We start from the raw sequence: 24752 nt of genomic DNA, 5'->3' as shown, positions 1-24752 counted from the left end.
TTTTATGCGTTGGAATAGCGTGCCTTTTCCGGCAGCCAGCGCTCAATCAGCGCCTGAGCGTGTTCGGGGTATTGCTGGTGGATATGGCGCGCGACCCGCTGTACTTCCGGGATCATCGACTGGTCTCGCAGCAGATCGGCGACTTTGAATTCGGCATTGCCGGTCTGCCGGGTGCCGAGTAGCTCGCCGGGGCCGCGAATTTCCAGATCGCGCTGGGCGATCACGAAGCCATCGTTGCTGTCGCGCAGCACCTGCAGGCGCTTCTGCGCGGTTTTACTCAGCGGGGTTTTGTACAGCAGTACACAGTGTGAGGCGACCGCGCCGCGGCCTACGCGGCCACGCAGCTGGTGCAACTGGGCCAGGCCCAGCCGCTCCGGGTTTTCGATAATCATCAGGCTGGCGTTCGGCACATCGACGCCGACTTCGATCACCGTGGTGGCAACCAGCAGCTGCAGCTCCCCCTGCTTGAAGGCCTGCATCACCGCCTGTTTTTCCTGCGCCTTCATCCGGCCGTGCACCAGCGCCACCTTCAGCTCCGGCAGCGCCGTTTTCAGCTCTTCCCAGGTGGCTTCCGCCGCCTGCGCTTCCAGCAGTTCGGACTCTTCAATCAGCGTGCAGACCCAGTAAGCCTGACGGCCTTCCTGCTGGCAGGCGTTTCTGACGCGTTCAATAATATCCGCCCGGCGGGTATCCGGGATCGCCACCGTGGTGACCGGCGTGCGGCCCGGCGGCAGTTCGTCGATGACCGAGGTGTCCAGATCGGCATAGGCGGTCATCGCCAGCGTGCGTGGGATTGGCGTGGCGGTCATGATCAACTGGTGGGCATGGAAACCCTGCTCTTCACCTTTTTCCCACAGCGCCAGACGCTGGTGGACGCCAAAGCGGTGCTGTTCATCAATGATAACCAGCGCCAGCCCGTTGAACTGAACCTGCTCCTGAAAAATGGCATGGGTGCCGACCACCATCGAAACCTGACCGCTGGCGATCGCTTCCTGCTGCGCGATGCGCGCTTTGCCTTTCTGCTTCCCGGCCAGCCAGCCGACTTCAATGCCCAACGGCGCAAACCATTGGCGGAAGTTATTGGCATGCTGTTCCGCCAGCAGCTCGGTCGGCGCCATCAGCGCCACCTGCTTACCGTGGGCAATGGCGCGCAGCGCGGCCAGCGCCGCCACCAGCGTTTTCCCGGAGCCGACGTCGCCCTGAACCAGACGCATCATCGGGAAATCTTTTTGCATATCCGCTTCGATATCCGCCACCACGCGCTGTTGCGCACCGGTCGGGGCAAACGGCAGCTGGGCCAGAAACGCTTTTTTCAATCTGTCGTCCGGCAGAAGCGGCTGGGCGTGATAACTCTGCGCGCCGGCGCGTACCGCCAGCATGCTGAGGTTGTGTGCCAGCAGCTCTTCCATAATCAGCCGTTTCTGCGCCGGATGTTTGCCCAATTCCAGATCGGCCAGCTGGATATCCGGCGGCGGACGATGCAGCGTATGCAGCGCCTGCGGCAGGCTCATCAGGCCGCCGTTCAGTTCCGGCGGCAGCAGTTCGGTAATGGCGCAGGTATCCAGCAGCTCCAGCGCCTGATCGGTCAGCTTACGCAGCGTAGCCTGACGGACGCCTTCGGTAGTGGGGTAGACCGGCGTCAGCGAGGCCTGCAGCTCGACGTCGTCATGTTCGCCCTGCAGGCGGTATTCCGGATGAATGATTTCCGCACCGTGGTTGCCGCGCTTGATTTCCCCGTAGGCGGTAACGCGGCGCCCGGTCGCCAGGCTGTTTTTCATCGCCGCGTTGAAATTGAAAAAGCGCATGGTGAGGATGCCGGTGCCGTCGCTGATTTGGCAGGTGAGCATACGGCGGCGGCCAAAACTGATATCGCTGCGCAGGACTTCGCCTTCTACCGTGGCGAAAATGCCCGGCAGCAGGTCATTGATGGGGTACAGGCGGGTGCGGTCCTCGTAACGCAGCGGCAGGTGCAGCAGCAGATCCTGAATGGTTTCCAACCCGATTTTAGCCAGCTTGGCTGCCTGGCTGGCGCCAACGCCGGTCAACGTGGTGAGCGGAACCGCATCCAGCAGGCGGCCTTTCATCTGCGCACCGTTGCTTGCATGGCGGCCCACCATTCGGCCTCGGCGATCACTGCGCCGTTTTCATCGATATGCGGGCGCGGCAGGCCTTTACGCTTGGCGACGTTGGCCAGTACCGGGTAGCCACCCTCAAACAGCAGGCGCTGTTGCTCTTCAGCATCCAGCATGCTGCGATCGCGGCGGTACATGCCGGCATTTTGGCGCTGTCGCTGCGCTTCGTACAGGATCAGGGCGGAAGCCACGGAGACGTTGAGCGATTGCACCATGCCGATCATCGGAATGATGATGTCCTGGTCGGCAAGCTGCAGCGCTTCTTCGGTGATGCCGGTTTTTTCCTGCCCGAGCAGAATACAGGTTGGGCGGGTGTAGTCGATATCACGAAAATCCACTGCACGGTCAGACAGGTGCGTCGCCAGAATTTGCATGCCCTGGCCCTTCATATGGCCGACCGCATCGCCGATGGTAGGGTGCGTTTTTACGTTGACCCAGCTGTTGCTGCCGGCGGCGGAAGAAACCAGCGTCCGCATGCGGGTCGTTGGCCAAACGGCATGAACCTGATGCACGCCGACGGCGTCGGCGGTGCGGATAATTGCGGAGACGTTATGCGGTTTGTGAACCTGTTCCAGACAAACCGTCAGATCCGGTTGACGGGTGGCGAGCATTTCACAAATCCGCGCATAGCGTTCGGGGCTCATAGGCGCTAGTTTCGGTTACGGTTAACTTTGATTACATCCGGCATGATACGGATTTTACGCATGATATTTGCCAGATGGATGCGATCGCGAGTGGTCAGGCGGATAAAGGCGCTGTAGACCCGGCCGTCTTTCTCTTCGGTATTCAGGCTTTGAATATTGGACTCAGCTGCATTGATCGCCGCCGTCAGGTTGGCCAACGCCCCCTGGTGGTTAAACATATCCACTTTGATTTCGGCGATGAATTCCTGCTCGGTTTCCTTATCCCACTCGACCGCCATGAACTTTTCCGGTTCTTTCTGGTAACCGCGGATGTTGCGGCAGGATTCATGGTGGATCACCAGCCCTTTGCCCGGGCTGACATGGGCGATAATCGGGTCGCCCGGAATCGGCCGGCAGCACTTGGCAAAGGTGATCAATACGCCGTCGGCGCCTTTGATTGCCAGGTTGCGCACGCCGGAAGAGGCGCCGAGGCTGGATTGGTCGCCCTGCAGGTTTTTCGCCACCACCACGCTCATGGCGTTGCCGAGGCCGATTTCCGCTAGCAGATCGTCCAGCGTCGCCAGCTTCATGCGCTCCAGCTCGTGCTGAATATTTTCCTGCGGGATTTCGGCCAGCTTGCGGCTGCCGCCCAGCGCATGGTTCAGCAGACGACGGCCGAGGTTGACGGAGTCGTCGCGCTTAAGGTTCTTCAGCATCTGGCGGATTTTGGCGCGCGCTTTTGAGCTGACGACAAAGTTCAGCCAGGCGGCATTCGGCCGTGCGCCCGGCGCGGTGATGATTTCCACCGTCTGGCCGCTGGTGAGCGCCTGCGACAGCGGGTAAGGCTGGCGGTCGACGCGGGCGCCGACGCAGGCATGGCCGATATCGGTATGCACGGCGTAAGCGAAGTCGACCGGCGTGGCGCCGGCCGGCAGTTCGACGATGCGGCCTTCCGGGGTGAAAACGTAAATCTCATCCGGGAACAGATCGGATTTAACGCTTTCAATAAATTCGAAGGAGCTGCCGGCGCTTTGCTGCAGCTCCAGCAGGCTTTGCATCCAGCGCTGGGCGCGGATTTGCGCGGTAGTGCCGCTCTCGCCCTGTTCTTTGTACGCCCAGTGCGCCGCCACCCCCATTTCCGCCATCTGATCCATATCTTCGGTACGGATCTGCACTTCGACCGGCACGCCGTGCGGCCCGATCAGCGAAGTATGCAGCGACTGGTAGCCGTTGGCCTTGGGAATGGCGATATAGTCTTTAACCCGCCCCGGGCGCGGTTTGTACAGGCTATGCACCTGGCCCAGCACGCGGTAACAGGTATCCACTTCCTTGACGATCACCCGGAACGCATAGATATCCATAATCGAATGGAAGCGCTGTTCTTTCAGGTGCATCTTGCAGTAAATGGAGTAGAGATGTTTTTCCCGTCCGCTGACGCGGCAGGCGATGCCGGCTTCGGTTAACCGTCCTTCGATCTCGGAAAGAATCTTTTGGATCATTTCCTTACGGTTGCCGCGCGCGGCCTTGACCACTTCCTTGATGACGCGGTAGCGGTTAGGGTAAAGCGCCTCAAAACCCAGCTCTTCCAGCTCGGTTTTCAGGTGATGGATGCCCAGGCGGTGCGCCAGCGGGCTGTAGATTTCCAGGGTTTCACGCGCGATGCGCCGGCGTTTGTCCGGGCGCAGCGAACCGAGGGTGCGCATATTGTGCGTACGGTCGGCCAGCTTGATCAGCACGACGCGGATATCCTGCACCATCGCCATGATCATCTTGCGGAAGTTTTCCGCCTGCGCTTCTTTTTTATCCTGGAATTTGAGCTTGTCGAGCTTGGATACGCCTTCAACCAGTTCGGCGACGCTTTTGCCGAACAGCTGTTCCATATCCTGATAGGTTGCCGGGGTGTCTTCAATGACATCATGCAGCAGGGCGGCCATCAGCGTCTCGTAATCGAGACGCATCTCCGCCAGGATGCAGGCCACGGCGACCGGGTGAGTAATATAAGGCTCACCGCTGGAGCGTGTCTGACCCTCGTGAGCATCACGCGCGACGAGGTATGCCTGTTTGAGGCGCTTAATTTGCTCCTCAGGCAGGTAACGTTGAATCAGCTGGTTAAGGCTTTCAAACAGGTACAAGGCAGACTCGCTATTTAATTAACGACGGCCTTCAGCAATCGCGGTAACCGCCTGAATTTCTGTGGCTTCCTGCTCTTGCTGCTCCTGGCGCTCACGCACATCGAGGATCTGGCTGTTGATCAGGCCTTCTTCGATTTCGCGCAGAGCGATAACGGTGTACTTATCGTTCTCTTCAGGAACCAGCGCGTCTTTGCCGCCGACCTGGATTTGACGTGCCCGACGAGCAGCGACCAACACCAGGTCAAAACGGTTACCAATTTTCTCTACAGCGTCTTGAACAGTTACGCGTGCCATATTTGTGCTACTCCACAGGTGACGAAAAGACTGGGCATAATACTGAAACTGTCTTCAGTCTGCCAATAGTTTGCTGATTAAAGCGTCATGTCGCAGCATTTGCCGACCTAAACGCAAGCGCTCGGCGCGAATAATGGTTTTCAGATCGGACAGCGCCAGATCGAAATCATCGTTCACGATTAAATAATCATACTCCGCATAGTGCGTCATTTCCGCTACCGCCTGCGCCATGCGCTTGGCGATCACCTCATCGGAGTCCTGCCCGCGGCCGCGCAGGCGGCGGCCCAGCTCTTCCTTCGACGGCGGCAGGATAAAGATGCTGCGCGCCTGCGGCATCTTGGCGCGAATTTGCTGCGCGCCCTGCCAGTCGATATCCAGGAAAACATCCACGCCGGTCGCCAGCACCTGCTCGATAGCCGCGCGCGAGGTACCGTAGTAGTTGCCGAACACTTCGGCGTGCTCAAGGAAGGCATCCTGCGCAATCATGCGGCGGAATTCGTCGTGCGACACAAAGAAATAGTGTTCGCCATGATTTTCACCCGGGCGACTGTCGCGCGTGGTGTGTGAAACCGAAACCTGCGTGTCGTACAGCGGTTGGGTCTTTAACAAAGCCTGAATCAGACTTGATTTACCTGCGCCGCTGGGTGCAGAGACAATATAAAGCGTGCCTTGAGCCATGATGATGTTCGTTGATAGCGGTTGATGTGCCAATTACAGCAGATGTGTATTTTCTCCGCACAGTATACACGGCTAACGCCGCTGATGCAGCGTTTGCGCGCATTTTGCCCGCGGCTTTGGCGGAAAAACACGGCGAAAATTACAAAGTGCCTTGCGTATCGCGTTATTTCGATGGTTTTTCGCAAACGAAAATTTATTTTGCGATGTGTTTTGCGACCGATGATTTTATGCGTCGCCGCCGCGCTGAAAAGCGGATTTACTGCATGGCACCAGGGAGGAGGAATGAAAGGACACCTTTTTTACGGCGCCGTGTTTTTTATTCTCGCGATGGTCATCTCCGTCGGCGCGCAGGCAGAAACCTGCCCGCACTGGCCGGCGGAGCGCCTGCGCAATGAACTGAATGCTTTGGAAGAGCAGCTGGCGCGCTGGGACGCGGCCTATTATCAACGCGGGAAAAGTTTGATTAGCGACGAACTTTACGACAGCCTGCGGCAAAAACAGCGCTTTTGGCGAGTTTGCGCCGGCCGGGCGGGGGAAATTCCTCTGCCTCAGTTACCGGCGGGAAAGGTGCCTCATCCGGTCGCCCATACCGGGCTGCGCAAGCTGGCCGATCGCCGGGCGGTTGCCCAATGGCTGGCGGAGCGCCGCGACGTGTGGCTGCAGCCCAAGGTTGACGGCGTCGCCGTGACGCTGGTGTACCGGCACGGTAAACTGGCGCAGGCGATCAGCCGCGGCAACGGCAGGCTGGGCGAAGACTGGCTGGAAAAGGTCAGGGCAATCCCCGGCGTGCCGTTAACGTTGGCGAACGCGCCGGACCTTCTGGTGCTGCAGGGAGAGCTGTTTTTGCTGATGACCGGTCATCGTCAGCAGCTGCATGGCGGCGTCAACGCACGCGCCAGCGTTGCCGGTACATTGATGCGTAATCAGCCCTCTGAGCGGCTTACGCAGCTGGGCATTTTCATCTGGGCCTGGCCCGATGGCCCGCCCGCGATGTCGCAGCGGCTGGCGCAGCTGGCGGCGTGGGGGTTTACGCTGGCGCGCGACTATACGCAGCCGGTGAACTCGGTTGAAGACGTTATCCGTTGGCGTGACGCCTGGTTTGCCAGCCCCTTGCCCTTTGTGACCGATGGCGTGGTGCTGCATCAGGCAAGTTCGCCGTCCGGGCGCTACTGGCGTAATAAGCCGGCGTTGTGGGCGGTAGCGTGGAAATATCCGCCGGCAGAGCAGGTGACGCGCGTGGAGCAGGTGATGTTCCGCATCGGGCGTACCGGTAAAATTACGGTGGTGCTGGCGCTGGACCCTCTGCGGCTGGATGACAAGTGGATACGGCGCGTCAATATCGGTTCGCTTGCCCGCTGGCGGTATTGGGACATCGTGCCTGGCGATCAGGTTGCCGTCAGCCTGAAGGGGCAAGGAATTCCTCTGGTTACCCGAGTGGCATGGCGCAGCGTGGAACGGCCGGTGCTGACGGCGCCGGATGCCGCGCGCTACCACGCGTTCAGTTGCTTTACCCTGCAGGAAGGCTGTCGGCAACAGTTTATCGCGCGGCTGGTGTGGCTGAGCGGCCCGCAGGGGCTGATGATGAACGGCGTCAGTGAGGCCAGTTGGCGGATGTTGGTCGACCATGGGCAGGTAAAAGAGCTGGCGGACTGGCTGATGCTGACGCCGGAGAGTTTGCGGACGCTGCCGGGGATGGGGGATAAGCAGGCACGGCGTCTCTATCAGCAATTTATGCTGGCGCGGCGGCAGCCTTTCAGCCGCTGGCTGCTGGCGCTGGGGGCGCCGCTGTCGTCCGATCAACTTGCCGATGTGACGGGGTGGCAACAGGCCAAAAGGCTGCCGCCGCACATATGGCAGCGGCAGGCCGGCATCGGGGACAAACGGGCGGCGCAGCTGGTTGAATTCTTCCGACAGCCGGCGCTACTGCGCGTGACAAATATCCTGCGGCAGCAGCATATCGCCGGGTTTGCCGGCGATGCGGTTAGTGATCCGGATGCTGATAATTGAAAACGGGCAGCCCAAGCCGGAAGCGCAGGGCAAGCAGGCGCGCACTCAGGCCGGCAAACAGCGTAATCAGCACCACGACGTTATGCGGCAGGTCGAGGTACTGCAGGCCGATATAGAGCCAGGCCGCAGCGAAAGCGATGCCGCCGTAAATCTCTTTTTGGAAGACCAGCGGGATGCGGTTGCAGAACATATCGCGCAATACTCCGCCGAACACGCCGGTGATCACCGCGGCAATGGCGGCGATGATCGGGCTGTGGCCCATATCCAGCGCCACCTGCGCGCCGATAATGGAGAACACGATCAGGCCGACGGCATCCAGCACCAGAAACAGCCGGCGCAGATGACGCATCAGCGGGGCGAGCCAGGTGGTGACGATGGCGGCAATGGCGACAATCACGATGTACTCGGGGTGTTTAACCCAGCCAAGAGGGTAATGGCCAAGCAGAACATCGCGCACCGAGCCGCCGCCGATCGCTGTGGCGGAGGCGATGATCAGCACGCCGAACATATCCATCTGACGGCGGCCGGCAGCCAGCGCGCCGGTCATGGCTTCTGCGGTGATGCCAATGATATAAAGGATACTCAGTAACATGGGGGAATTCGCTGTGCGGCTAGAACGGAACTTTTAACTGAAGGGTAATGATCAACCTATTATGCCGCTACTGAGTTTTTCTCACCGATATCAATTCGGATTACTATAACTAATGTCAAAGTGTGGTTTCTTCTCTGCTTACAGCATTGTTGCCGTTTTTTATTAAAACTCAGGTATAAATTATTTCGTGCTGATTTCTTGGTGAAACTATTTGTGCACTAGCCCGCGCCGTGCGGCGCGGGGCTGGCGTTACTTCGCCTGCGCCAGAATATTGCCCTCCCAGCCTTGCTGCGCGTAGTCATTCAGGTGCTTGATTTGCCGTACCGGTTGGCCTTGGCTAAAGTTGATATCGTGTAGCGATACCCAGACCTGTGAGGCCGCGAAGGTCGATTTGAAGTGATATTCGCCGTGGCTCAGGTCGGAAATTGCGGTCCAGTAGGTGCCGACGCCTTTATTTTGCTCCGGGCGTTTACTGTATTTTTCATACATATCGGACACTTTCTGTTCGTCAGGCTCTGCTGGTGAACCGATCGGGTAAGCCACGTTGTTGATGACTGATAAAATAAATCCCTGAGCCTGATCTTTGTTATCCGGCTGCGGTAGGTTTTGCAGATCGTAGCTGGCGCGCACCAGGCGCTCATCCGCTTCCAGCCCGCCGGGAATGTCGCGGCGTTTGGCGTGCTGGTATTTAGCCAGGTTTTTCAGCTGTTGCGCATAAGACGGCGGATTGGTCATCACCCGGTAGTTTTTGTCGTGATAAACATTAACTTTGCCGTTATCAATCTCAATAATCGCGGAATCACCGCTAACGTCTTCAATGGCGATATGTTTGGTGTCGGAGGCGTAATCAATCGGCAGGCGTGCGGCGACCAGACGCACATCGTTGCGGATCGCATTTACTGCCTGATCGACGGTAGCGTAATTGTCCAGAATATAACTGAGCCAGGCGCGGCTTTCGAGAACCGGTTTATCCTGGTTGCCTTGCTGAACTTGGCTGCCGTTCATATAAAACAGTGTATGCCCTGCCAACCCTTTTTCATTCATGCCATCCATCGGGAATACGCCATCGGCATAGACCACCACGCTGCCGTAGCGGGTTTGCCAGTGGGCGGCATACTTACTGTCGCCGCCGTTATGCGCCACGCCGCGCGGGGTGATCACCAAAGAGGGATCGACCGGACCGAAGAAATCCAGGTTACGGGCGCTGACCATATAGCCGGGGTACATATTCATAAACGCGCGGGTGCAGGCCTGTGCGCCGGTGGTCAGGCTGGCGCTGAGTATCGCGCCGGCCAGCAGCGCTGATGCGCTGGAAGCAAATTTTTTCATGTTATCTCCTTACCATTATGCGAGGGGTGCCCGGGGATGGTAAGGCGTGGGTCGCGCGGCCAAGAGTGACTTAATGGGGGAAAATCCCCCAAACCGGACAGGATCATCAGTGGGAAAGATTCGATTTTCTTTAGCCCAGATAGAAGCGTTTGCCAGCGTATGTGAGAGCGGCAATTTAACGCGGGCAGCCAAACGCCTGGGGAAAGATCGCACAACCGTCGGCGAACTGGTCGAGTACCTGGAGCTGGACTTGGGCTATGCGCTGTTCGATCGCCATACGCGCCCGCTGCGGTTAACGGATGCCGGGCAGCGCCTGTATCGCCAGGCGAGATTATTTCTGCAGGAAGCGGAAACCTTTTGCCAACTGGCGGAGCATATTCCGCAGCAGGTTCGCCAGCGCGTGGTGCTGTGCTATGACGCGTTTACGCCAAGGTCGTTTTTGAGTGCGCTGTCGGCGGCGCTGTATCAGCATGGTATTGCGCTGGATCTGCGCATGATGGAAAGGACGGAGGCGGAAGAGCTGCTGGCAGGCGGGGCGGCGCACCTGGGCGTCTATCAGGCGCTTAATCGCAGCATCAGCGATCGGTTTAAATGGCGGGCGTTAGGGGCGCTGGAGATGGCGGTGTATGCCCGCGAGGGGTTTTTTCCTGATGCCGACCCGATTCCGCTGATTGCGCTGGCTGCACACACTCAGCTTATTCCGTTCAGCGACCTGCCGGATGCCATGGCCAAGCGCTTACAGATCTCCGACCGTATCCGGGTAATCAATGAATTGCCGCTGCTGCAGGCATCGCTGAGCGCCGGGCAGGGTTGGGCATTTTTACCGACGCATTTTCAGGCCCAGCAATGGCCGGCGGTAAGTCGGCTCGACACCGAGCTGGGCCAGAGCGGCCTGACGCACCCGATGGTTGCGCTCTGGAAGCCGGGCGCCGATGATGAGTTGCTGCGGTTGATTGAGCAGGTACAGCGGATATACCGCGAGGAGTCTTAGGCGGTTCCGGTAGAGAATGTTCCGGGATCGCCGCCGATTCTATCCTGAAATAGAAGATATTCTCTGTGGTCCCATTGCCACTCGGTGACGAAAGATTTAGGTTATGCCTGAATGTATTACGATCAGATTAATTATGAATGGAACATGTTAAGGGAAAACGGTACCAAACCCTGTAATATTAAAGGATTTTTCAATTTATAAGCGCCGGTGGGGATTTTAATGGGATTAGCCGATGTTGCTCTTTGGGTTAATATAATTGTTACATGTTCTGTGCTCGTCGTTGTCTTTTATGGCGTGAGGAATACATTAAGAGCTAATAAAAATAATGAGTCTGTTATGAAAAGTGGTCAAGAAGTGGAGGCCATAGTGATTAGTGCAAGGCCACATGATAACCAAACTGCTGATGGGCGTCTGTTTCTTTCTTTATTAGTCGAGTTCACCGTTGGGGGTGAAAAGATCGCTGCCAATAAAGATGTTAATGTTTCGGTGTTTTATTCTGAAGAATATAAGCCAGGTAAAGTAATTACTATAAAATATCAAAGGAATAATCCGGACAATATCGTTGTTGTTGGGAATGTTAATAACTAGCATGCTATTCTATATGGGCATAGGTGATTAGCCGGTGGAGCGAGAATTAATAGAACGTGTCTGTATATATCTTACATTTACTGGAGGGTAGAGTGAGTTTTATTAGTCAACATTCAGGTTTAATCATTATGGCATCACTTGCCTTAACGTTTTTTATGATTATTGGAGGGCTAAGAGGGTTGAAGGGGCAGGGTGATGACCTAATAAAAATAAAATACTGGCTAAGTAAAGAACGATGGAAAGGTGAGATAAAAGAAGCATTACTTGTTAGCTGGCGGCAGACTAACGCGACGAATAACTTTGACTATTATTTTGTATTTGTCTTTGAGATAAGTGTTGGTGGGAAAAATAAGCAGTATAGTGCTGCCGCAGTCGTCAGGGTGTCAGAGGTTTCTAAATTAAAAGCAGGGTTGCCGATCATCATTAAATATGATGGGGTTCCGCCAGAAAAAATTGCAGTAATGTCTGTGGATTATGGGTGAGTAATTTCTCACATAAGAAGGTTTTTATGGGTTTTATTTCAGAGTGTCCGTTTATCTTTGCGTGGTCAGTTATATTTACTCTTGTTTTTATTTCTATAAGGGGACTTAGAGGTCAAAAGGACGATATTAAGGAAATTAAAAATTGGATTGGTAGAGATTTATGGAAAGGTAGTATCTCCACGGGCAGGCTCATCTCATGGAAACAGCTGCAGGCAACACACAATATTGATTACTTCTACTCGTTTACTGTTGAAAGCGAGCTGGACGGTAGCTTAAAGCAGTACAGCGCTGCAGGAGTGGTTAAAGCCTCAGAGGCTGGAAAGTTGCGGAAAGGGCTAGTCGTGACGATAAAGCATCAAGGGGTTCCGCCTAAGAAAATGGCCGTTATTGGTATAGACTTTGACTGAGCAATAACGTGTTAATACCGGATGTAATTTATTTTAGTAAGTTGAGTCGCCGTATCGCACGCTGTTTGCCAAGTGCTAAAATAGCGTGAGGATAACGTAGCGCATTGCACCTCTCTTGCATTACAGGGAAGCGGTGTGCAGGACTCTTTTATTGGTTTATGATATGGATAGCTACGCGGAGCAAAACACCCGATCTTTATAATGTTATAAATAAACGTGATGATATTCATCATATTCTGATTCTATATTTCACTATCACGGCCTATCCTGATATAAAGGCGATTCTTCACTATCGCATTAACGTTGTCAGGCAAAGGACTTCCGTCATGTTAGATCGTATTACCGTCCAGCTACCCGTTCCCGGGCTGCTTTTCTGGAAACTCTCCGGGCGCGAGGCGTTATCGGAGCCGTTCGAACTGAACGTAACGCTGCTGGGCACGGATGCGCGCATCGATCGCAGCAGCCTGCTGGGGCAGCCGATTACGGTGACCATCCCGACGCGTTCCCTGATGGGCAAACGCTACCTGAACGGCAAAGTAACCCGAGTGGCGGTAAGTGCGGTGGAGCTGTCCGGTACCCGCTACGCGGAGTATCGCTTGACCATGGAACCGGATCTGTGGCCGATGAAGCGTGACCGTAACCTGCGTATCTTCCAGGGTCAGACGGTGCCGCAGATAGTGAAGAGCTTGCTGGGCGAAAGCCAGGTGAATGTTGAAGATCGGCTGACGGGTAGCTATCGCCCTTGGGAATACTGCGTGCAGTACCAGGAGAGCAGCCTGGCGTTTATCAGCCGTTTGATGGAGCTGGAGGGCATTACCTATCACTTCAGCCATGAGGCGGACAAACACACCCTGGTGCTGACGGATGCGCCGCAGCAGCAACAGCCGTTCAGCGGTTACGAGAGTATTCCCTACCATGTTACGCCTTCCGGCGGCAGTACCGACGAAGAGGGCATCAGCCAGTGGGCGCTGGAAGACAGCGTTACACCGGGCATCTACAGCCTGGACGACTACGATTTCCGCAAACCCAACGCCTGGCTGTTCCAGGCGCGTCAGAATCCGGCCTCGCCGTCACCGGGCAGCATCGACGTTTACGACTGGCCGGGACGCTATGTGGAACATGGCCACGGCGAGTTCTATGCCCGCATCCGTCAGGAGCGCTGGCAGGTGGATCACCAGCAGATACAGGGAACAGGCACCGCCGTTGGGCTGGCGCCGGGATATACTTTTGCACTGCTGAACGCGCCGTTTTTCAGCGATAACGGCGAGTATCTGACCACGGCGGTGCACTACCAGTTTGAAGAGAACCGCTACGCCAGCGGCAGCGACGGGGGAAGCGTTCACCGGCTGGACTTTTCGGTGATCCCATCCTCCGTCGTATTCCGCCCGGAGCAGGCGACGCCTTGGCCGCGTACCTACGGTCCGCAGACCGCGAAGGTGGTAGGGCCGCAGGGCGAATCCATCTGGACCGATAAATACGGCCGGGTGAAGGTGAAGTTCCACTGGGACCGTCTGGCGAATGGCGATGACACCAGTTCGGGCTGGGTGCGTGTTTCCAGCGCCTGGGCTGGTCAGGGGTTTGGCGGCGTGCAGATCCCGCGCGTTGGCGACGAAGTGGTGATCGATTTTATCAACGGCGATCCGGACCGCCCCATCGTGACGGGCAGGGTATATAACGAAGCCAGCATGCCGCCGTGGGCGCTGCCGGCAGCGGCCACCCAGATGGGCTTTATGACCCGCAGTAAAGACGGGCATCTTGATAATTCCAGCCATCTCTATTTCGAAGACAAACCCGGTGCCGAAATGCTGTCGATGCATGCGGAAAAAGATATGCGGGTTTCGGTAGAGAATAATAAAGATGTGACGATCGATGGTACTCGCACCACCACCATTCTTAAAGAGCAGAAGGATGACGTAACGGGGGATGCGGTCTTTAATTATCACGCTACCCGCACCACGACGGTGGATAAAAAGGAAACGAAAACCTTTAAAGACGGTGAAAAAACGACGATCACCAATGGCCGCGATCTCGAAATCACCAGTGGCGGTGATTTGGTCAAGGTTAAAGATAAGCGTGATACCACCATTACTGGCGATGAAACACATCATGTAACCGGCAAGATCACGCAGGATTTTGATAGTGGGCAGGTCACTAATATCAAAGCTGGTGGCAAGACGGAAACCATTACTGATGGTGGGTTAACCGTTAATGTCAATGGTGGTGACTGGACGCAGGATGTTACTAATGGTGAAATACATATCTCTAGTCCTAATCTAATAAAAATAAGTAGTACTTCTAAAGTTTTTATAGATACACCGGACTTTGTTCATAATGATAAAAATAAAGAAATAAAATCTAGCAAAGTTAATGAGTTTATAAAGGATCATACTTCGTTTAAATCGGTAAATGCAGCTGTAACGGGGGTTAGTGTCTCATTAAATGGATCTGCAATCAGTTGGACTCCCCTGACTATATCGACATCTCTAACTAGTGTAGTTACTGAACCTATGAATTATGTACGATCTCTTAGTCGAATAGAAAATTCATTACAGAACGTTGCTCTTAGTGCAATACATATTTTTATATGAAAGGAGGATATGTGAGTTTTATCTCAGAGTATGCATCTATGGCTGTTTGGATAGTTGCAATAATTATTGTGTTTGTCTCTTTTAAAGGGATTAAAGTAAATAAAGAAGGACAGGAGGAGATAAAAAACTGGAGTAGCCAAAACTTATGGAATGGAGATGTGGCCTCTGCTAAATTGGTCTCGTGGAAACAGTTACAGGCAAAACACAATATTGATTATTTCTATTCGTTTACTTTTGAGTGCGATTTAGATGGTGGTACAAAAAAATATAATGCTGCGGCAGTTGTCAAGGTGTCAGAAGCAAGTAAGTTAAAGAAAGGATTGAATCTAACAATAAAGTATCAAGGGGTTCCTCCAAAAAAAATAGCAGTTATTGGTATTGATTTTGAGTGAAATAAAAATTTCAATTTTTATATTATTACTAATAAAGGTTAGACAAAATCATATAGCCGCAAGTTTATCGTAAATGAAAGGCTATATCTTGAAAATTATCAAACCCTGCATCTTGGCATATTAACGCTGGCAGGGTAATAATCACCTTATTGGTGGAACTGGAGGAGTTGCTGGGAATTCTACTAGGCTTAAAATTTTATTTATCATAGTAATATTAATCTAAGTCAGATTTTACTAACTCTGATTTTATAGGATAGGCTATGTGGGATATGGTAAGCACAATATTTAAGGTTTTATTAGGTGTTGTTGCTGTATTTTCTATTGGGCGTTTTTTATATTGTGATGTTATTCCCCAGTTTAAAAATGGAGCAATGCAAAGCGATGTTATAAAAAATGGCCTTGCAGTTAACGCCGATATTATTTCATCCAGCCAAACAAGTTATTGGGGGGGGAATAAGCCTATATATAAATTAACGTTTAGGTTTAAAACTATGGATAATGTAGAAGTTGAGTCGAGTCTAACAAAAGCGCTTTCTTTTGAAGAGATAGAGCGGTTTTCTCCCGGTAATGGAACAACAATAAAGTATGATCCAAAAAATCCGAAGAGAATAGCATTGTTTGATAAGCCCCTAATATTAGGTGATAACTAATCAATGCGTGAAGTGAGTATTTGGACTTATATCTATCAATAGTATATGTTATTATAAACTTTATCTCCCTTAACATATTTTATAAAAACAATTAATATAATAGTGTGAGGAACATGATGGGGGTGTTTTCAGAATTTTTTGGATGGGGGCGTTTTTTGCGATATTAATATTTCTCATCATTTATTTTTTGCAAGGTTATATTTTGCATTTGATGATAAAAAAAGATCCTGTTTATTCTGTGGCGCATATCGTAAAGTATTTTCCTAGGGCACCAAATGATCTTGGGAAATTGGATATAGTTATGACTTACACATTTTCTGCCAACAATATTAATTATACTAAAGATAATCAGACGCTAAATATCGACACTACGGACCTTGATAAGTATTATGTTGGTAAGGAAATACCCATTGTATATTATCGTGTCAATCCAAAATATAGTAAAATCGATTACTATCACGCAAGTTTAAAGAGATAATGAATATCCTGATGTTTGAATAATAAGTTGAGTAACGAAGAATAATAAATTTAAATGTCGTGGGGATAAATATATACCATAGGAGCTATAAATGACTGACTCAGTGCTATGGGCTACAATTTTTAGCATTTTGCTTATTGGGTGGGTTGTATATATTATATTTAAATCTGGAAGTGATGATAAAAAATACAGGGAGGAAGGTGTAAAGGTAGAAGCAAAAATTATTAATAAAAAAAACATTGGAGCGTCTGGGACGGGGAACATGAAGTTCTACGTAGAGTTAGAGTTTCCAACTAATGATGGCATTGTTATAACTCATGCTAAACGTTTCTTCACACCAGAAGATATGGTGAAAATCATGAGAAATAACACGGTTACTTTGTACTATCTACCTGAAAATCCTAAAAAAGTTTACTTGGTTCCTGGCGATATGGAGTGATAATGATTCCACTCTGTGCCAGAGTATTCTCTTTTTTATTATTACTTAGAAATAGAGGGTTTTAATGGCTCTGGAAGATTATTCAAAGTATTTTATGTACGGTGGGATTGCTTTATCTATTGCTGCAGTTGCTTTTTTTTATTTTCTTGATAAAAAAGATAGGACTGATCTTGGTGAATTGAAGGTTTATTTATCAAGTGACCGCTGGCAAGGCGATATTTTAGATTCAAGAATTGAATCTTGGCAGCAAACGAATGCTAAGTATGGCAATGATTTCTTTTATGATATCAGTTTTTATCTTAATGGTGAAACTAAGTTATACACAGCAAAAGCATTGATTCAACCAAGTCAGATACATATGATTAAAAAAGGATTAAATATAAAGGTAAAAAAAGGTGGTAAAGGTAAATTAGCGGTTGTTGGAATAGAATTTAATTAGGGGTGAATCTTCGAGTGAGTATTACTCCAGTTGAGGTAGGGGTATTAATTAGTCTAATGTTTTAATTGTTTTTTAAATTTCACCACTAGTGTGATGTGTTATAAAAATAGGGGGGCGAATGAGTAATGCGTTTATTATAACAATGGTAATAATCGCGCTGGTTTTCGGCGTTTTCCCCATGGCACGGTTCCTCTATACGAATTTTTTACCATATTTAAAGGATGGTTTTTCTCAGGATGCAGTTTTAAAATATGGTGTGGCTACAGATGCGGAAATTGTTAATACAGTTCAAACAAGTAGTTGGGATGGTGGTAAACCTGTTTATAAACTTACGTTCCGATTTAAAACAAAAGACAATGAGCTCGTTGAAAGCACAATAATGAAGCCATTAAATTTTAAAGAGATCGGATTTCTTAAGGAAGGCTATATAGCCACGATAAAGTATGATCCTGCAAAGCCGCATAAAATTGCGTTGTATGATAAGCCGTTAATTCTCGGGGATTAAATGATATCCATACTGGAAGTCGCCAATGTAATATTAACCTTTGTGATTATCTTGGTGTGCTATTATTTTGCCAACCGGATCGTCAAAAGAAACCGCCAACGTGAACAGGTGATGACTGAACGGGGAGCAGACGTTTACGTGACTATCCTTTCGCTAAAGCAAAGCGACGTATTCATAAATAATAACCCTGTTGTTGAGATGGATTTGCAGTTGGAGAATCCTGAAAAAAAGAAGTGTGGATGTTGGAAAAACACCGGGAAACCGTGTTGCTGATTGCGCTTTCGGCTTATCAACTTGGATTGGTATATCAGGCCAAGGCTAATGGTAAAAATGATTTTGTTTTTATTAAAGATAACGCTGGAAAACCCGTTATTGTTAGCCATTGATGTTATTTATCAATGGTTTTACTCTGATTTTTTAGAAAGGGTAATGAGATATTGGTCGTTCGCGTTAATGGATAATCCAAGTTTAATATGACGGTAACTTTATTTTTATATAGTGGAATGTCGCGCATGGTTTTTCTGTTAACTTATCACCTTGAGAATGATATTCTCCATGCAAACGATTAGCGGATGATTATTTTGGCCATGGTGAACTCCTCCTATGAAAATTATCAAACCCCTGCGCCTTAGCGTATTAAATCGCCCTTATCGCTGGCAGGGCCATAACCACCTTGGCGTTTCGGTGATGGCGCTGGCGGATATGGGGGAGGCGCCGCAGCTGCGGCCGGAAGTGGAGCTGTGGCAGCTGGCGGCCAGCGAGCTGCAGACCAGCGGCGGGGTGATTGATATGGCGATCCCCAAAGCCCGGGCGGAGTTTCTGGCCACGGGTTATGCCTACAGCCATCACCAGTCGGATAAAACCGCCGTTGCGGCGCGTATCGAGATAGAAGGTCTGAGCAAAACCCTGGCGGTATATGGCGATCGCTACTGGGCCGGGGATCGGCCAACGCCGCCGCAGCCCTTTGAACAGATGCGGCTGGACTGGAGCCGCGCCTGGGGCGGTGAAGGCCATGATGAAAACCCTCACGGCGTTGGTCTGCATCCGGTGGCAGTCGGTGGCTATCAGCTGCGTCCGTTGCCCAATATCGAATCAATGCAAGAGCGCATCACCGCCGCCGGTCAGCAGCCGGAACCGGCGGGTTTTGGCGCGCTGGATCTGCTGTGGCCGCGACGCTTTAAGCGCATGGGTAAAAAATATGATGCCCGTTGGCTGCAGCAGGACTTCCCCGGCTTTGCCCGGGATATCGACTGGCGGGTGTTTAACGCCGCCTCGCCCGATCAGTGGTGGCAGGAGCGTGATGCGCTGCCTCCTCAGGCGCGCTGGCGCATCTGGAATATGCATCCGGAACAGCCGCTGCAGGAGGGCACGCTGCCGCCGTGGCAGGCCCGTTGCTTTATCAACCGCCAGCGCGGCGATGAGACGTTATTCGAAGAAATCGCGCTGCGCGCCACCACCGTCTGGTTCTTCCCGCATCTGCAGCAGATGATCCTTATTTGGCAGGGCAATACCCGCATCAATGAAGATGACGCCGCTGATGTGCTGCAGCTGATGCCCGCTCTGGAGAACGTTGGCGCCGCCCGTTCGGCCAGCCACTATCGCAAGGTGCTGAGCCAGCGAATGGATAAAGAGCGCGGCGCGCTGTTTGCCTTCCGGGAAAAGGACCTGGTGCCGGAAGCCGCCATCGGCCCCTGGATCGACAGTGAAGTGGAGCAGAGCCCCAGCCCGATGCGCGACAATATGAAGAATCGCGCCAACCTGTTACGTGAACAGCATCGGGCACGGCTGGAGGCTCAGGGCGACAGTGTAGATGACCTGCTGCCAGAGTTCGAAGAGCCGGAGATCCCGCCGCTGGACGAACTGCCGGAGTTTATCGACAAGCTTGAACAGCAGGCGGAAGCGCAGCGTCTCGAAGCCGAAGAACGCAAGCGCGAGATGGAGGCTCGCTTCCCCGAAGCAGCAGAGGATGAAAACGGCCCCCGGGGGCCGGAATCGATGCAGCGTATGCAGGATATGCTGCACCAGAATAAGGATGCCATCAGCGAGAAGAAGCTGGCGCAGAGTCAGGCGGCGTTGCACCAGATGTACCTGATGTCGGTACAGAGCCAGCCGCCGGCCCGGCGTCTGAAGGGCGACCTGGCGCAGATCATTCGCGACCGCGTACAGCGCACCCTGGCACAGGGGGGCGATTTCAGCGGTATGGATCTGACCGGCGCGGACCTTTCCGGTATGGATTTGCGCGGCGCCAACTTCAGCAGGGCGCTGCTGGAGTGTGCCGACCTCAGCCACAGCCGGCTGGATGGTGCCTGCTTGCGCGAGGCGATGCTGGCGCGCTGCGAACTGCATCACAGCTCACTGCGGGAATGCGATCTGGAGAGTGCCAGCCTGGCGTTGGCCCAGTGTTGTCACAGCGATTTCAGCGGCGCGCGTTTTAAAGAAACCCAGCTGCAACAGACGCTGTTCGACGACTGTATTTTTGACGATGCCGTTCTGGATGGTCTGCTGCTGCGCGAAACCTGGCTGACCCGCTGCCGTTTCCGACGGGCGCGGCTGGAGGGCTGCGTCTTTATGGAGCTGACGCTGCCGGCGCCCGATTTCAGTTCGGCCCGGCTGCATAAAACCACCTTTATGAAAACCACGCTGGAGGCGGCCTGCTTCAGCGGCGCCAGCCTTGAAAGCTGTTCCTGGGTGGAGAGCCACGCCGAGCAGGCGCGGTTTGACGGCGCGACGCTGGTGACCTGTGCGGCGGCATCGGAAAGCGTGCTGAGCGGCGCAGACTTTAGCAACGCCACCCTGAAGCAGTGCAACCTGCGCCAGACGGCGCTGCGCGGCGCTCGTTTCACGCTGGCGAAGCTGGAAAACAGCGATCTCAGTGAAGCCTGCTGCCAAGGCGCAGACTTTACCCGGGCCAATTTAGTGGGTAGTTTGTTTGTGCGCAGCGATTTCCGCCAGGCCGACTTCAGCGACGCCAACCTGATGGGGGCGATTTTGCAAAAAAGCCTGCTGGGCGGTACCTGTTTTAACGGCGCCAATCTGTTCCGGGCCGATCTCTCGCAGGCCATTACCGACAGTGAAACCAGCCTGAACGGCGCCTGGACCAAACGGGTTAAAACGTTGCCGGGCCGTGACGGGGAGACAGTATGAGCCATCTTAGCGCAACAGATTTACAGCAGCGGGTGAAAGGCGGCGAAGCAATTAGCGAGCTGGTGCTGGATGGGCTCGATCTGCGCAACTGCGACCTGTCTGGCGGTATCTTTCAGGAAGTCTCGCTAAACGGTGCCGATCTGCGCGGCGCCAACCTGCATGAAGCGGTGTTTACCGAGTGCGAGCTGAACGATGTTCAGGCCGATGGGGCGCAGCTGGCGCAGACGGTGTTTAACCAGTGCGGCATGGCAAACCTCCGGGCAGCCAGTACGGCGCTGCGCGAGTGCGTCTTTAACGAATGTGTGCTGACGGCCGGCGACTTTTCTGACGGCCAGTTTGATACCACCCAGTTTATGCGCTGCGAGCTGCAGCAAAGCCGTTTTAGCCGCAGCGCGCTGGATCGCAGCACCTTCTTTGAAACGCCGCTGGATAAGGCGCAGTTTTCCCAGTGTCGGCTGCTGATGACCACCTTTTACGGTATCGATTTGCGCGGCGTCGATTTCGGCGGCGCCAGCTTCGAGCGGGTGGTGTTCTTTGAATGCGACCAGCGGAATAAAAGCTATGCCCGCCAGCAGTTTACCGGCTGCCAGTTTACTGATAACCGCCTTGACGAGGCGGATTTCAGCGGCGCGCAGCTGATCCAGTGCAATTTTAAAGGCGCTTCGCTGCAGCGGGCGAACCTGCGACAGGTCGACGCCCGTCAGGCGCTGTTTATGGAGGCCGACCTGAGCGGCGCTCAGTGTCAGGGCAGCCAGTTCGATCAGGCGATTATGGTCAATGCGCTGCTGAGCGGCGCCGATTTCAGTCAGAGCCGGCTGTTTCAGAGCATTTTGCAGCAGGCGATTGCCGTGGGGACCCGTTTCCGCTTCTGCGATCTGACCTATAGCGACTTTTCCGGCGCCGATCTGCGTCAGGCGGATTTTACCGACGTCCGTTTTTCCCGAACCCGCTTTCACCGTGCCCGCCAGGACGGCGCGCACATCCCAAATCGCAGAGGGATGCTGGAATACGATGAAGAATTACTGGCCGCCGAAGCCTGGAGCGCCCAGCGCCGCAGCCGAGGTTGAGGTTAAGGAGAGGTGATGAACAATATCAATCATAAACTGGCTCAGGCGGCGCTGCCGCCGCTGCAGGCCGCTGGCCGGGTAACCCACTGTTTTGCCGACGGCAGCCTGATGGTGGAGTGCGAAGGCCGCGGCTGGCACTGCCGCCGGGCGGCAAGCTGTCTGATTGCCCCGGCGAGCGGGGACAGCGTGCTGATCGCCGGCGCGGCGGACAAGGCGTGGCTGCTGGCGGTGCTGGAGCGGGCCGATGAAGGCAGCGCCGAGCTGTCGCTGCCGGGGGATCTGCATATCCGCAGCGCCGGAGAGTTAAGCCTGAGCGGCGCCACCCTGAAGGTGGAGGCGCAGCAAGGGGACTGCCATATCGGCGAGATGAACTACAGCGGCGATAAGCTTTCCGCCTGGGTCAGCCTGACCCGTATGGTCGGCAAGCGCGCCGAATCGGTATGGCAGACGGTGACCCAGGTCAGTCAGAACCTGTTCCGTCATACCCGCAATACCGAGCAGGTGCGGGCCGGGCAGGTGGATATCCGGGCCGATGATTACGCGCGTCTGCACGCGCACAACACGGTGATTACCTCCAAGGCGATCACCAAAGTCGATTCTGAACAGATCCATATGGGCTAAGGAGCCGCGATGTTTGCCAACTGTCAAATGATGGGCGTCGATCTGGCCTTCCCGGACGTGTGCCTGACGCCGATGCCCGCACCGACGCCGGTGCCTTACCCGGATATCGCGCTGGGGCCGACGGCGATCCCCAACGCGCTGAATATTCTGTTTATGGGCATGCCGGCCCACAATATGGCGACGGTGACGCCGCTGACCAATGGCGATAATGCGGGCGTCGCCACCGGCGTGGCGTCCGGCACGGTGATGGGGCCGTCGCGCCACCTGACCGGCTCGTTTACCGTCCTGCTTAAGGGCACGCCGGCCACCCGCCTGACCAGCGTATCCTTGCAGAACTCCACCAATACGGTGGGGATGCGTATTGTTCCCAGCCAGTTTAAGGTCTTGATGCTGGCGCCGTAAGCGCCGTGAAAATCATGGCCGATCGTCGCGTAGCGACATAAAAAAACGGCTTCCGCCAGCGGAAGCCGTTTTCGTGTTAATCATATGTCTGGAGCCATGCCGGTGGTTGGCGGTATTACTCGATATTCTGAATCTATATGATTTTATTTTATTATTTCATTGATATTGTTTGATTTTTTTATGTTTTTTTGTTTTTGGTACTTTTTATGGTACATGCTAAAGCTTAACCTCAAAGGTTGAATTTTGAACGTATGTTGCTTATGACTTTTGACTCGTACTCACCATAACTATCAAGGTATTGGGTATCTACGTGGTAAGACTCCTCAATGCTATAATTTATGGGTTTACCATTGTCGTTTTTTCTTTTCCTATTATACCCAAAGAATTTTGCATACCTTTTAGGTGCGACACCCTCAAAATTTTCAAACAAGACTTTATCATGTGACGGAGCGTGGTCAGGTTGACAAATGGTATCGTCATGTAACTGGAGGGCTAAACTTTTTTCGTATGGTTCAATATAAACAACTCGTTTTATTCCGGCAGCAACAATATGACGAGCACACACATGGCAAGGGTATGTAGTGCAGTATAAACTGTTTCCAGTTGTACCAATGTTAGTGTTTCTTGCTAATGAAATAATAGCGTCCATTTCTGCATGTACTGCGCGAGAATATTCTATGAGATATTTCGCTTTGGTTTCCTTCATTATTCTTTCTGCAAGTTCCATGGCGTTTGATAAACCATTATCATGAAGGATTGATTTTATTTCATTTTTTAATAATACTTTGTGCCTATCATTATGACATCCATTTTTATTAAAGCATCGTTTATCTTTACTACTTTCAGACGTATACAACCCCCCACCAAAAGCAGGTACATCATTGCGGCCAGTTGCGATCACATTACCGTTTATATCCATTATGGATGCGCCAACTTGACGTGAAAGGCATGCAGATCCCAAGGAGGCGGAATAAGCAGAGTACATTCCGGATTCATCTTTAGAAGGAGTGATATGGTTAACGCCATGGATGAGATCCATAAACCTTTGAACAGACCTTCTCATAATTTCGGTGTCAAGGTTTTTTATAAAATAATCAGATAGTTGTAGTGTCTCTTCAACCTGCTGGCCATTTTTTTCTTTTGATTTTCTATCTCGTTCAATTATTTTTGAAATGTTATCATAATCTATTGATTCATCTTTTAGATTTTGTATTCTTTCGGAAACGGTTCTCAAAAGCCCAACTAAGTAGAAGTTATTTTTATAAACTTGGTTGAATAATTCAACTTCGGATGGATGTTTGATTTGGTCTATGATGTAGGCGGTTTTCTTCGTGTTTTTTGTTAATTCAGTTGATTCTCCGCCGTAAATGGCCTCTCTTCGCTCCTGAATTGAAAGCACAGCTAATTCTGCGCAGATAAAGTTACCATGTTCTTTTCTTAAGTTATCACCAATATTTTGTAGCGTGTCGTAACGCTGATAACTGTCTAAATGAATAGTGCTTACATTTCCAAACTCTGAAATAAGATCGCTAATCCTAATGTGTTCAACATGATATCCATTTTGAGTTAGGCAATGTAATAATTGGTCTTTTAGACTTTTTATTCCCGAGCCTATTGCACCACATAAGCCAACTATTAATTCTTGTGATCTTCTACCTTTAATATCATTGATGCTATCACTTTTTGAATTAAATTCTGTTTTTACAGGGATAATATTTTCTGCAGTATCTGCCATAAAAGTCTCCAGATTTTTATAAATAAAAAGGCTAAAA

24 protein-coding genes are annotated in these 24752 nt (G+C 52.4%); 16 read left to right on the top strand and 8 right to left on the bottom strand.

Annotated elements, in window-relative coordinates; genetic code table 11:
- Positions 1 to 2 precede the first annotated feature (2 nt).
- Genes recG through gmk form a run of 5 tightly spaced genes read right to left on the bottom strand, consistent with a single transcriptional unit; the run spans position 3 to position 5859 of the window.
- Positions 3 to 2084, bottom strand: a complete 2082-nt coding sequence (gene recG, locus TAN611_RS23045) for an ATP-dependent DNA helicase RecG (protein ID WP_203067053.1) — start codon at positions 2082 to 2084, stop codon at positions 3 to 5.
- Positions 2081 to 2776, bottom strand: coding sequence for a tRNA (guanosine(18)-2'-O)-methyltransferase TrmH (gene trmH / locus TAN611_RS23040; protein ID WP_105233103.1), 696 nt, complete (start codon positions 2774 to 2776; stop codon positions 2081 to 2083). Before trmH ends, recG begins: the two co-directional genes overlap by 4 nt.
- Before the next feature lie 5 nt (positions 2777 to 2781).
- Complete coding sequence (spoT, locus tag TAN611_RS23035) at positions 2782 to 4887, bottom strand: bifunctional GTP diphosphokinase/guanosine-3',5'-bis pyrophosphate 3'-pyrophosphohydrolase (protein ID WP_015962388.1); 2106 nt, start codon at positions 4885 to 4887, stop codon at positions 2782 to 2784.
- Positions 4888 to 4905: 18 nt separating this feature from the next.
- The gene (gene rpoZ, locus TAN611_RS23030; protein ID WP_203067052.1) at positions 4906 to 5181 is read right to left on the bottom strand and encodes a DNA-directed RNA polymerase subunit omega; all 276 of its coding nucleotides are present in this window, start codon (positions 5179 to 5181) and stop codon (positions 4906 to 4908) included.
- A 54-nt stretch (positions 5182 to 5235) separates the two neighbouring features.
- Positions 5236 to 5859, bottom strand: a complete 624-nt coding sequence (gmk, locus tag TAN611_RS23025; RefSeq protein WP_015962386.1) for a guanylate kinase — start codon at positions 5857 to 5859, stop codon at positions 5236 to 5238.
- A 282-nt stretch (positions 5860 to 6141) separates the two neighbouring features.
- Here gmk and ligB point away from each other — a divergent pair, with 282 nt between their 5' ends.
- Positions 6142 to 7866 carry an NAD-dependent DNA ligase LigB gene (ligB, locus tag TAN611_RS23020; protein WP_203067051.1) on the top strand — a complete coding sequence of 575 codons (1725 nt, stop codon included), beginning with the start codon at positions 6142 to 6144 and terminating at the stop codon, positions 7864 to 7866.
- Here the strand turns inward: ligB and TAN611_RS23015 are convergent.
- Both TAN611_RS23015 and TAN611_RS23010 read right to left on the bottom strand, forming a co-directional pair.
- On the bottom strand, positions 7841 to 8458 hold the full coding sequence (locus TAN611_RS23015; protein WP_105233101.1) for a trimeric intracellular cation channel family protein: 618 nt from the start codon (positions 8456 to 8458) through the stop codon (positions 7841 to 7843). The genes ligB and TAN611_RS23015 overlap by 26 nt on opposite strands.
- 249 nt (positions 8459 to 8707) lie before the next feature.
- Positions 8708 to 9787, bottom strand: a complete 1080-nt coding sequence (locus TAN611_RS23010) for a linear amide C-N hydrolase (protein WP_203067050.1) — start codon at positions 9785 to 9787, stop codon at positions 8708 to 8710.
- 109 nt (positions 9788 to 9896) lie between these two features.
- Here TAN611_RS23010 and TAN611_RS23005 point away from each other — a divergent pair, with 109 nt between their 5' ends.
- From TAN611_RS23005 to TAN611_RS22935, 15 genes are all read left to right on the top strand, one after another.
- A complete protein-coding gene (locus TAN611_RS23005; protein WP_187043877.1) occupies positions 9897 to 10778 on the top strand; it encodes a LysR family transcriptional regulator in 882 nt (293 codons plus the stop codon).
- A gap of 219 nt (positions 10779 to 10997) precedes the next feature.
- Positions 10998 to 11366, top strand: coding sequence for a DUF3592 domain-containing protein (locus TAN611_RS23000; RefSeq protein ID WP_203067049.1), 369 nt, complete (start codon positions 10998 to 11000; stop codon positions 11364 to 11366).
- Between the two features lie 92 nt (positions 11367 to 11458).
- A complete protein-coding gene (locus TAN611_RS22995) occupies positions 11459 to 11848 on the top strand; it encodes a hypothetical protein (protein ID WP_203067048.1) in 390 nt (129 codons plus the stop codon).
- Positions 11849 to 11874: 26 nt separating this feature from the next.
- A complete protein-coding gene (locus TAN611_RS22990; RefSeq protein ID WP_203067047.1) occupies positions 11875 to 12255 on the top strand; it encodes a hypothetical protein in 381 nt (126 codons plus the stop codon).
- A gap of 326 nt (positions 12256 to 12581) precedes the next feature.
- Positions 12582 to 14843, top strand: a complete 2262-nt coding sequence (locus TAN611_RS22985; RefSeq protein ID WP_197950405.1) for a type VI secretion system Vgr family protein — start codon at positions 12582 to 12584, stop codon at positions 14841 to 14843.
- An 11-nt stretch (positions 14844 to 14854) separates the two neighbouring features.
- Entirely contained in the window at positions 14855 to 15235 is a 381-nt protein-coding gene (locus TAN611_RS22980) for a hypothetical protein (RefSeq protein WP_099050061.1), read from the top strand.
- A 260-nt stretch (positions 15236 to 15495) separates the two neighbouring features.
- The gene (locus tag TAN611_RS22975; protein ID WP_187043882.1) at positions 15496 to 15885 is read left to right on the top strand and encodes a DUF3592 domain-containing protein; all 390 of its coding nucleotides are present in this window, start codon (positions 15496 to 15498) and stop codon (positions 15883 to 15885) included.
- 569 nt (positions 15886 to 16454) lie between these two features.
- Positions 16455 to 16802, top strand: a complete 348-nt coding sequence (locus tag TAN611_RS22970) for a hypothetical protein (protein WP_203067046.1) — start codon at positions 16455 to 16457, stop codon at positions 16800 to 16802.
- Between the two features lie 64 nt (positions 16803 to 16866).
- Positions 16867 to 17241, top strand: coding sequence for a hypothetical protein (locus TAN611_RS22965; RefSeq protein ID WP_111737969.1), 375 nt, complete (start codon positions 16867 to 16869; stop codon positions 17239 to 17241).
- 118 nt (positions 17242 to 17359) lie between these two features.
- Positions 17360 to 17746: a DUF3592 domain-containing protein gene (locus TAN611_RS22960; protein WP_203067045.1), complete on the top strand. Its 387-nt coding sequence runs from the start codon at positions 17360 to 17362 to the stop codon at positions 17744 to 17746.
- Between the two features lie 239 nt (positions 17747 to 17985).
- On the top strand, positions 17986 to 18132 hold the full coding sequence (locus TAN611_RS23605; protein WP_238404488.1) for a hypothetical protein: 147 nt from the start codon (positions 17986 to 17988) through the stop codon (positions 18130 to 18132).
- A 217-nt stretch (positions 18133 to 18349) separates the two neighbouring features.
- Positions 18350 to 20890: a DUF2169 domain-containing protein gene (locus tag TAN611_RS22950; RefSeq protein WP_187043885.1), complete on the top strand. Its 2541-nt coding sequence runs from the start codon at positions 18350 to 18352 to the stop codon at positions 20888 to 20890.
- Positions 20887 to 21957 (top strand): pentapeptide repeat-containing protein, encoded by a 1071-nt coding sequence (locus TAN611_RS22945; protein WP_203067044.1) that lies wholly within the window; start codon positions 20887 to 20889, stop codon positions 21955 to 21957. Before TAN611_RS22950 ends, TAN611_RS22945 begins: the two co-directional genes overlap by 4 nt.
- A 15-nt stretch (positions 21958 to 21972) precedes the next feature.
- Complete coding sequence (locus tag TAN611_RS22940) at positions 21973 to 22578, top strand: DUF3540 domain-containing protein (RefSeq protein ID WP_203067043.1); 606 nt, start codon at positions 21973 to 21975, stop codon at positions 22576 to 22578.
- A 9-nt stretch (positions 22579 to 22587) separates the two neighbouring features.
- Complete coding sequence (locus TAN611_RS22935) at positions 22588 to 22980, top strand: DUF4150 domain-containing protein (protein ID WP_105233093.1); 393 nt, start codon at positions 22588 to 22590, stop codon at positions 22978 to 22980.
- Between the two features lie 229 nt (positions 22981 to 23209).
- Here the strand turns inward: TAN611_RS22935 and TAN611_RS22930 are convergent, their stop codons facing one another.
- A complete protein-coding gene (locus TAN611_RS22930; RefSeq protein ID WP_203067042.1) occupies positions 23210 to 24715 on the bottom strand; it encodes an anti-phage dCTP deaminase in 1506 nt (501 codons plus the stop codon).
- Positions 24716 to 24752 lie beyond the last annotated feature (37 nt).

Origin of the sequence: Serratia sp. Tan611 (assembly GCF_905188235.1) — a bacterium.
Taxonomy (GTDB): domain Bacteria; phylum Pseudomonadota; class Gammaproteobacteria; order Enterobacterales; family Enterobacteriaceae; genus Serratia_B; species Serratia_B rhizosphaerae.
Note: the sequence above shows the minus strand (reverse complement) of the source record. Positions and strands in the feature narration are given on the sequence as shown.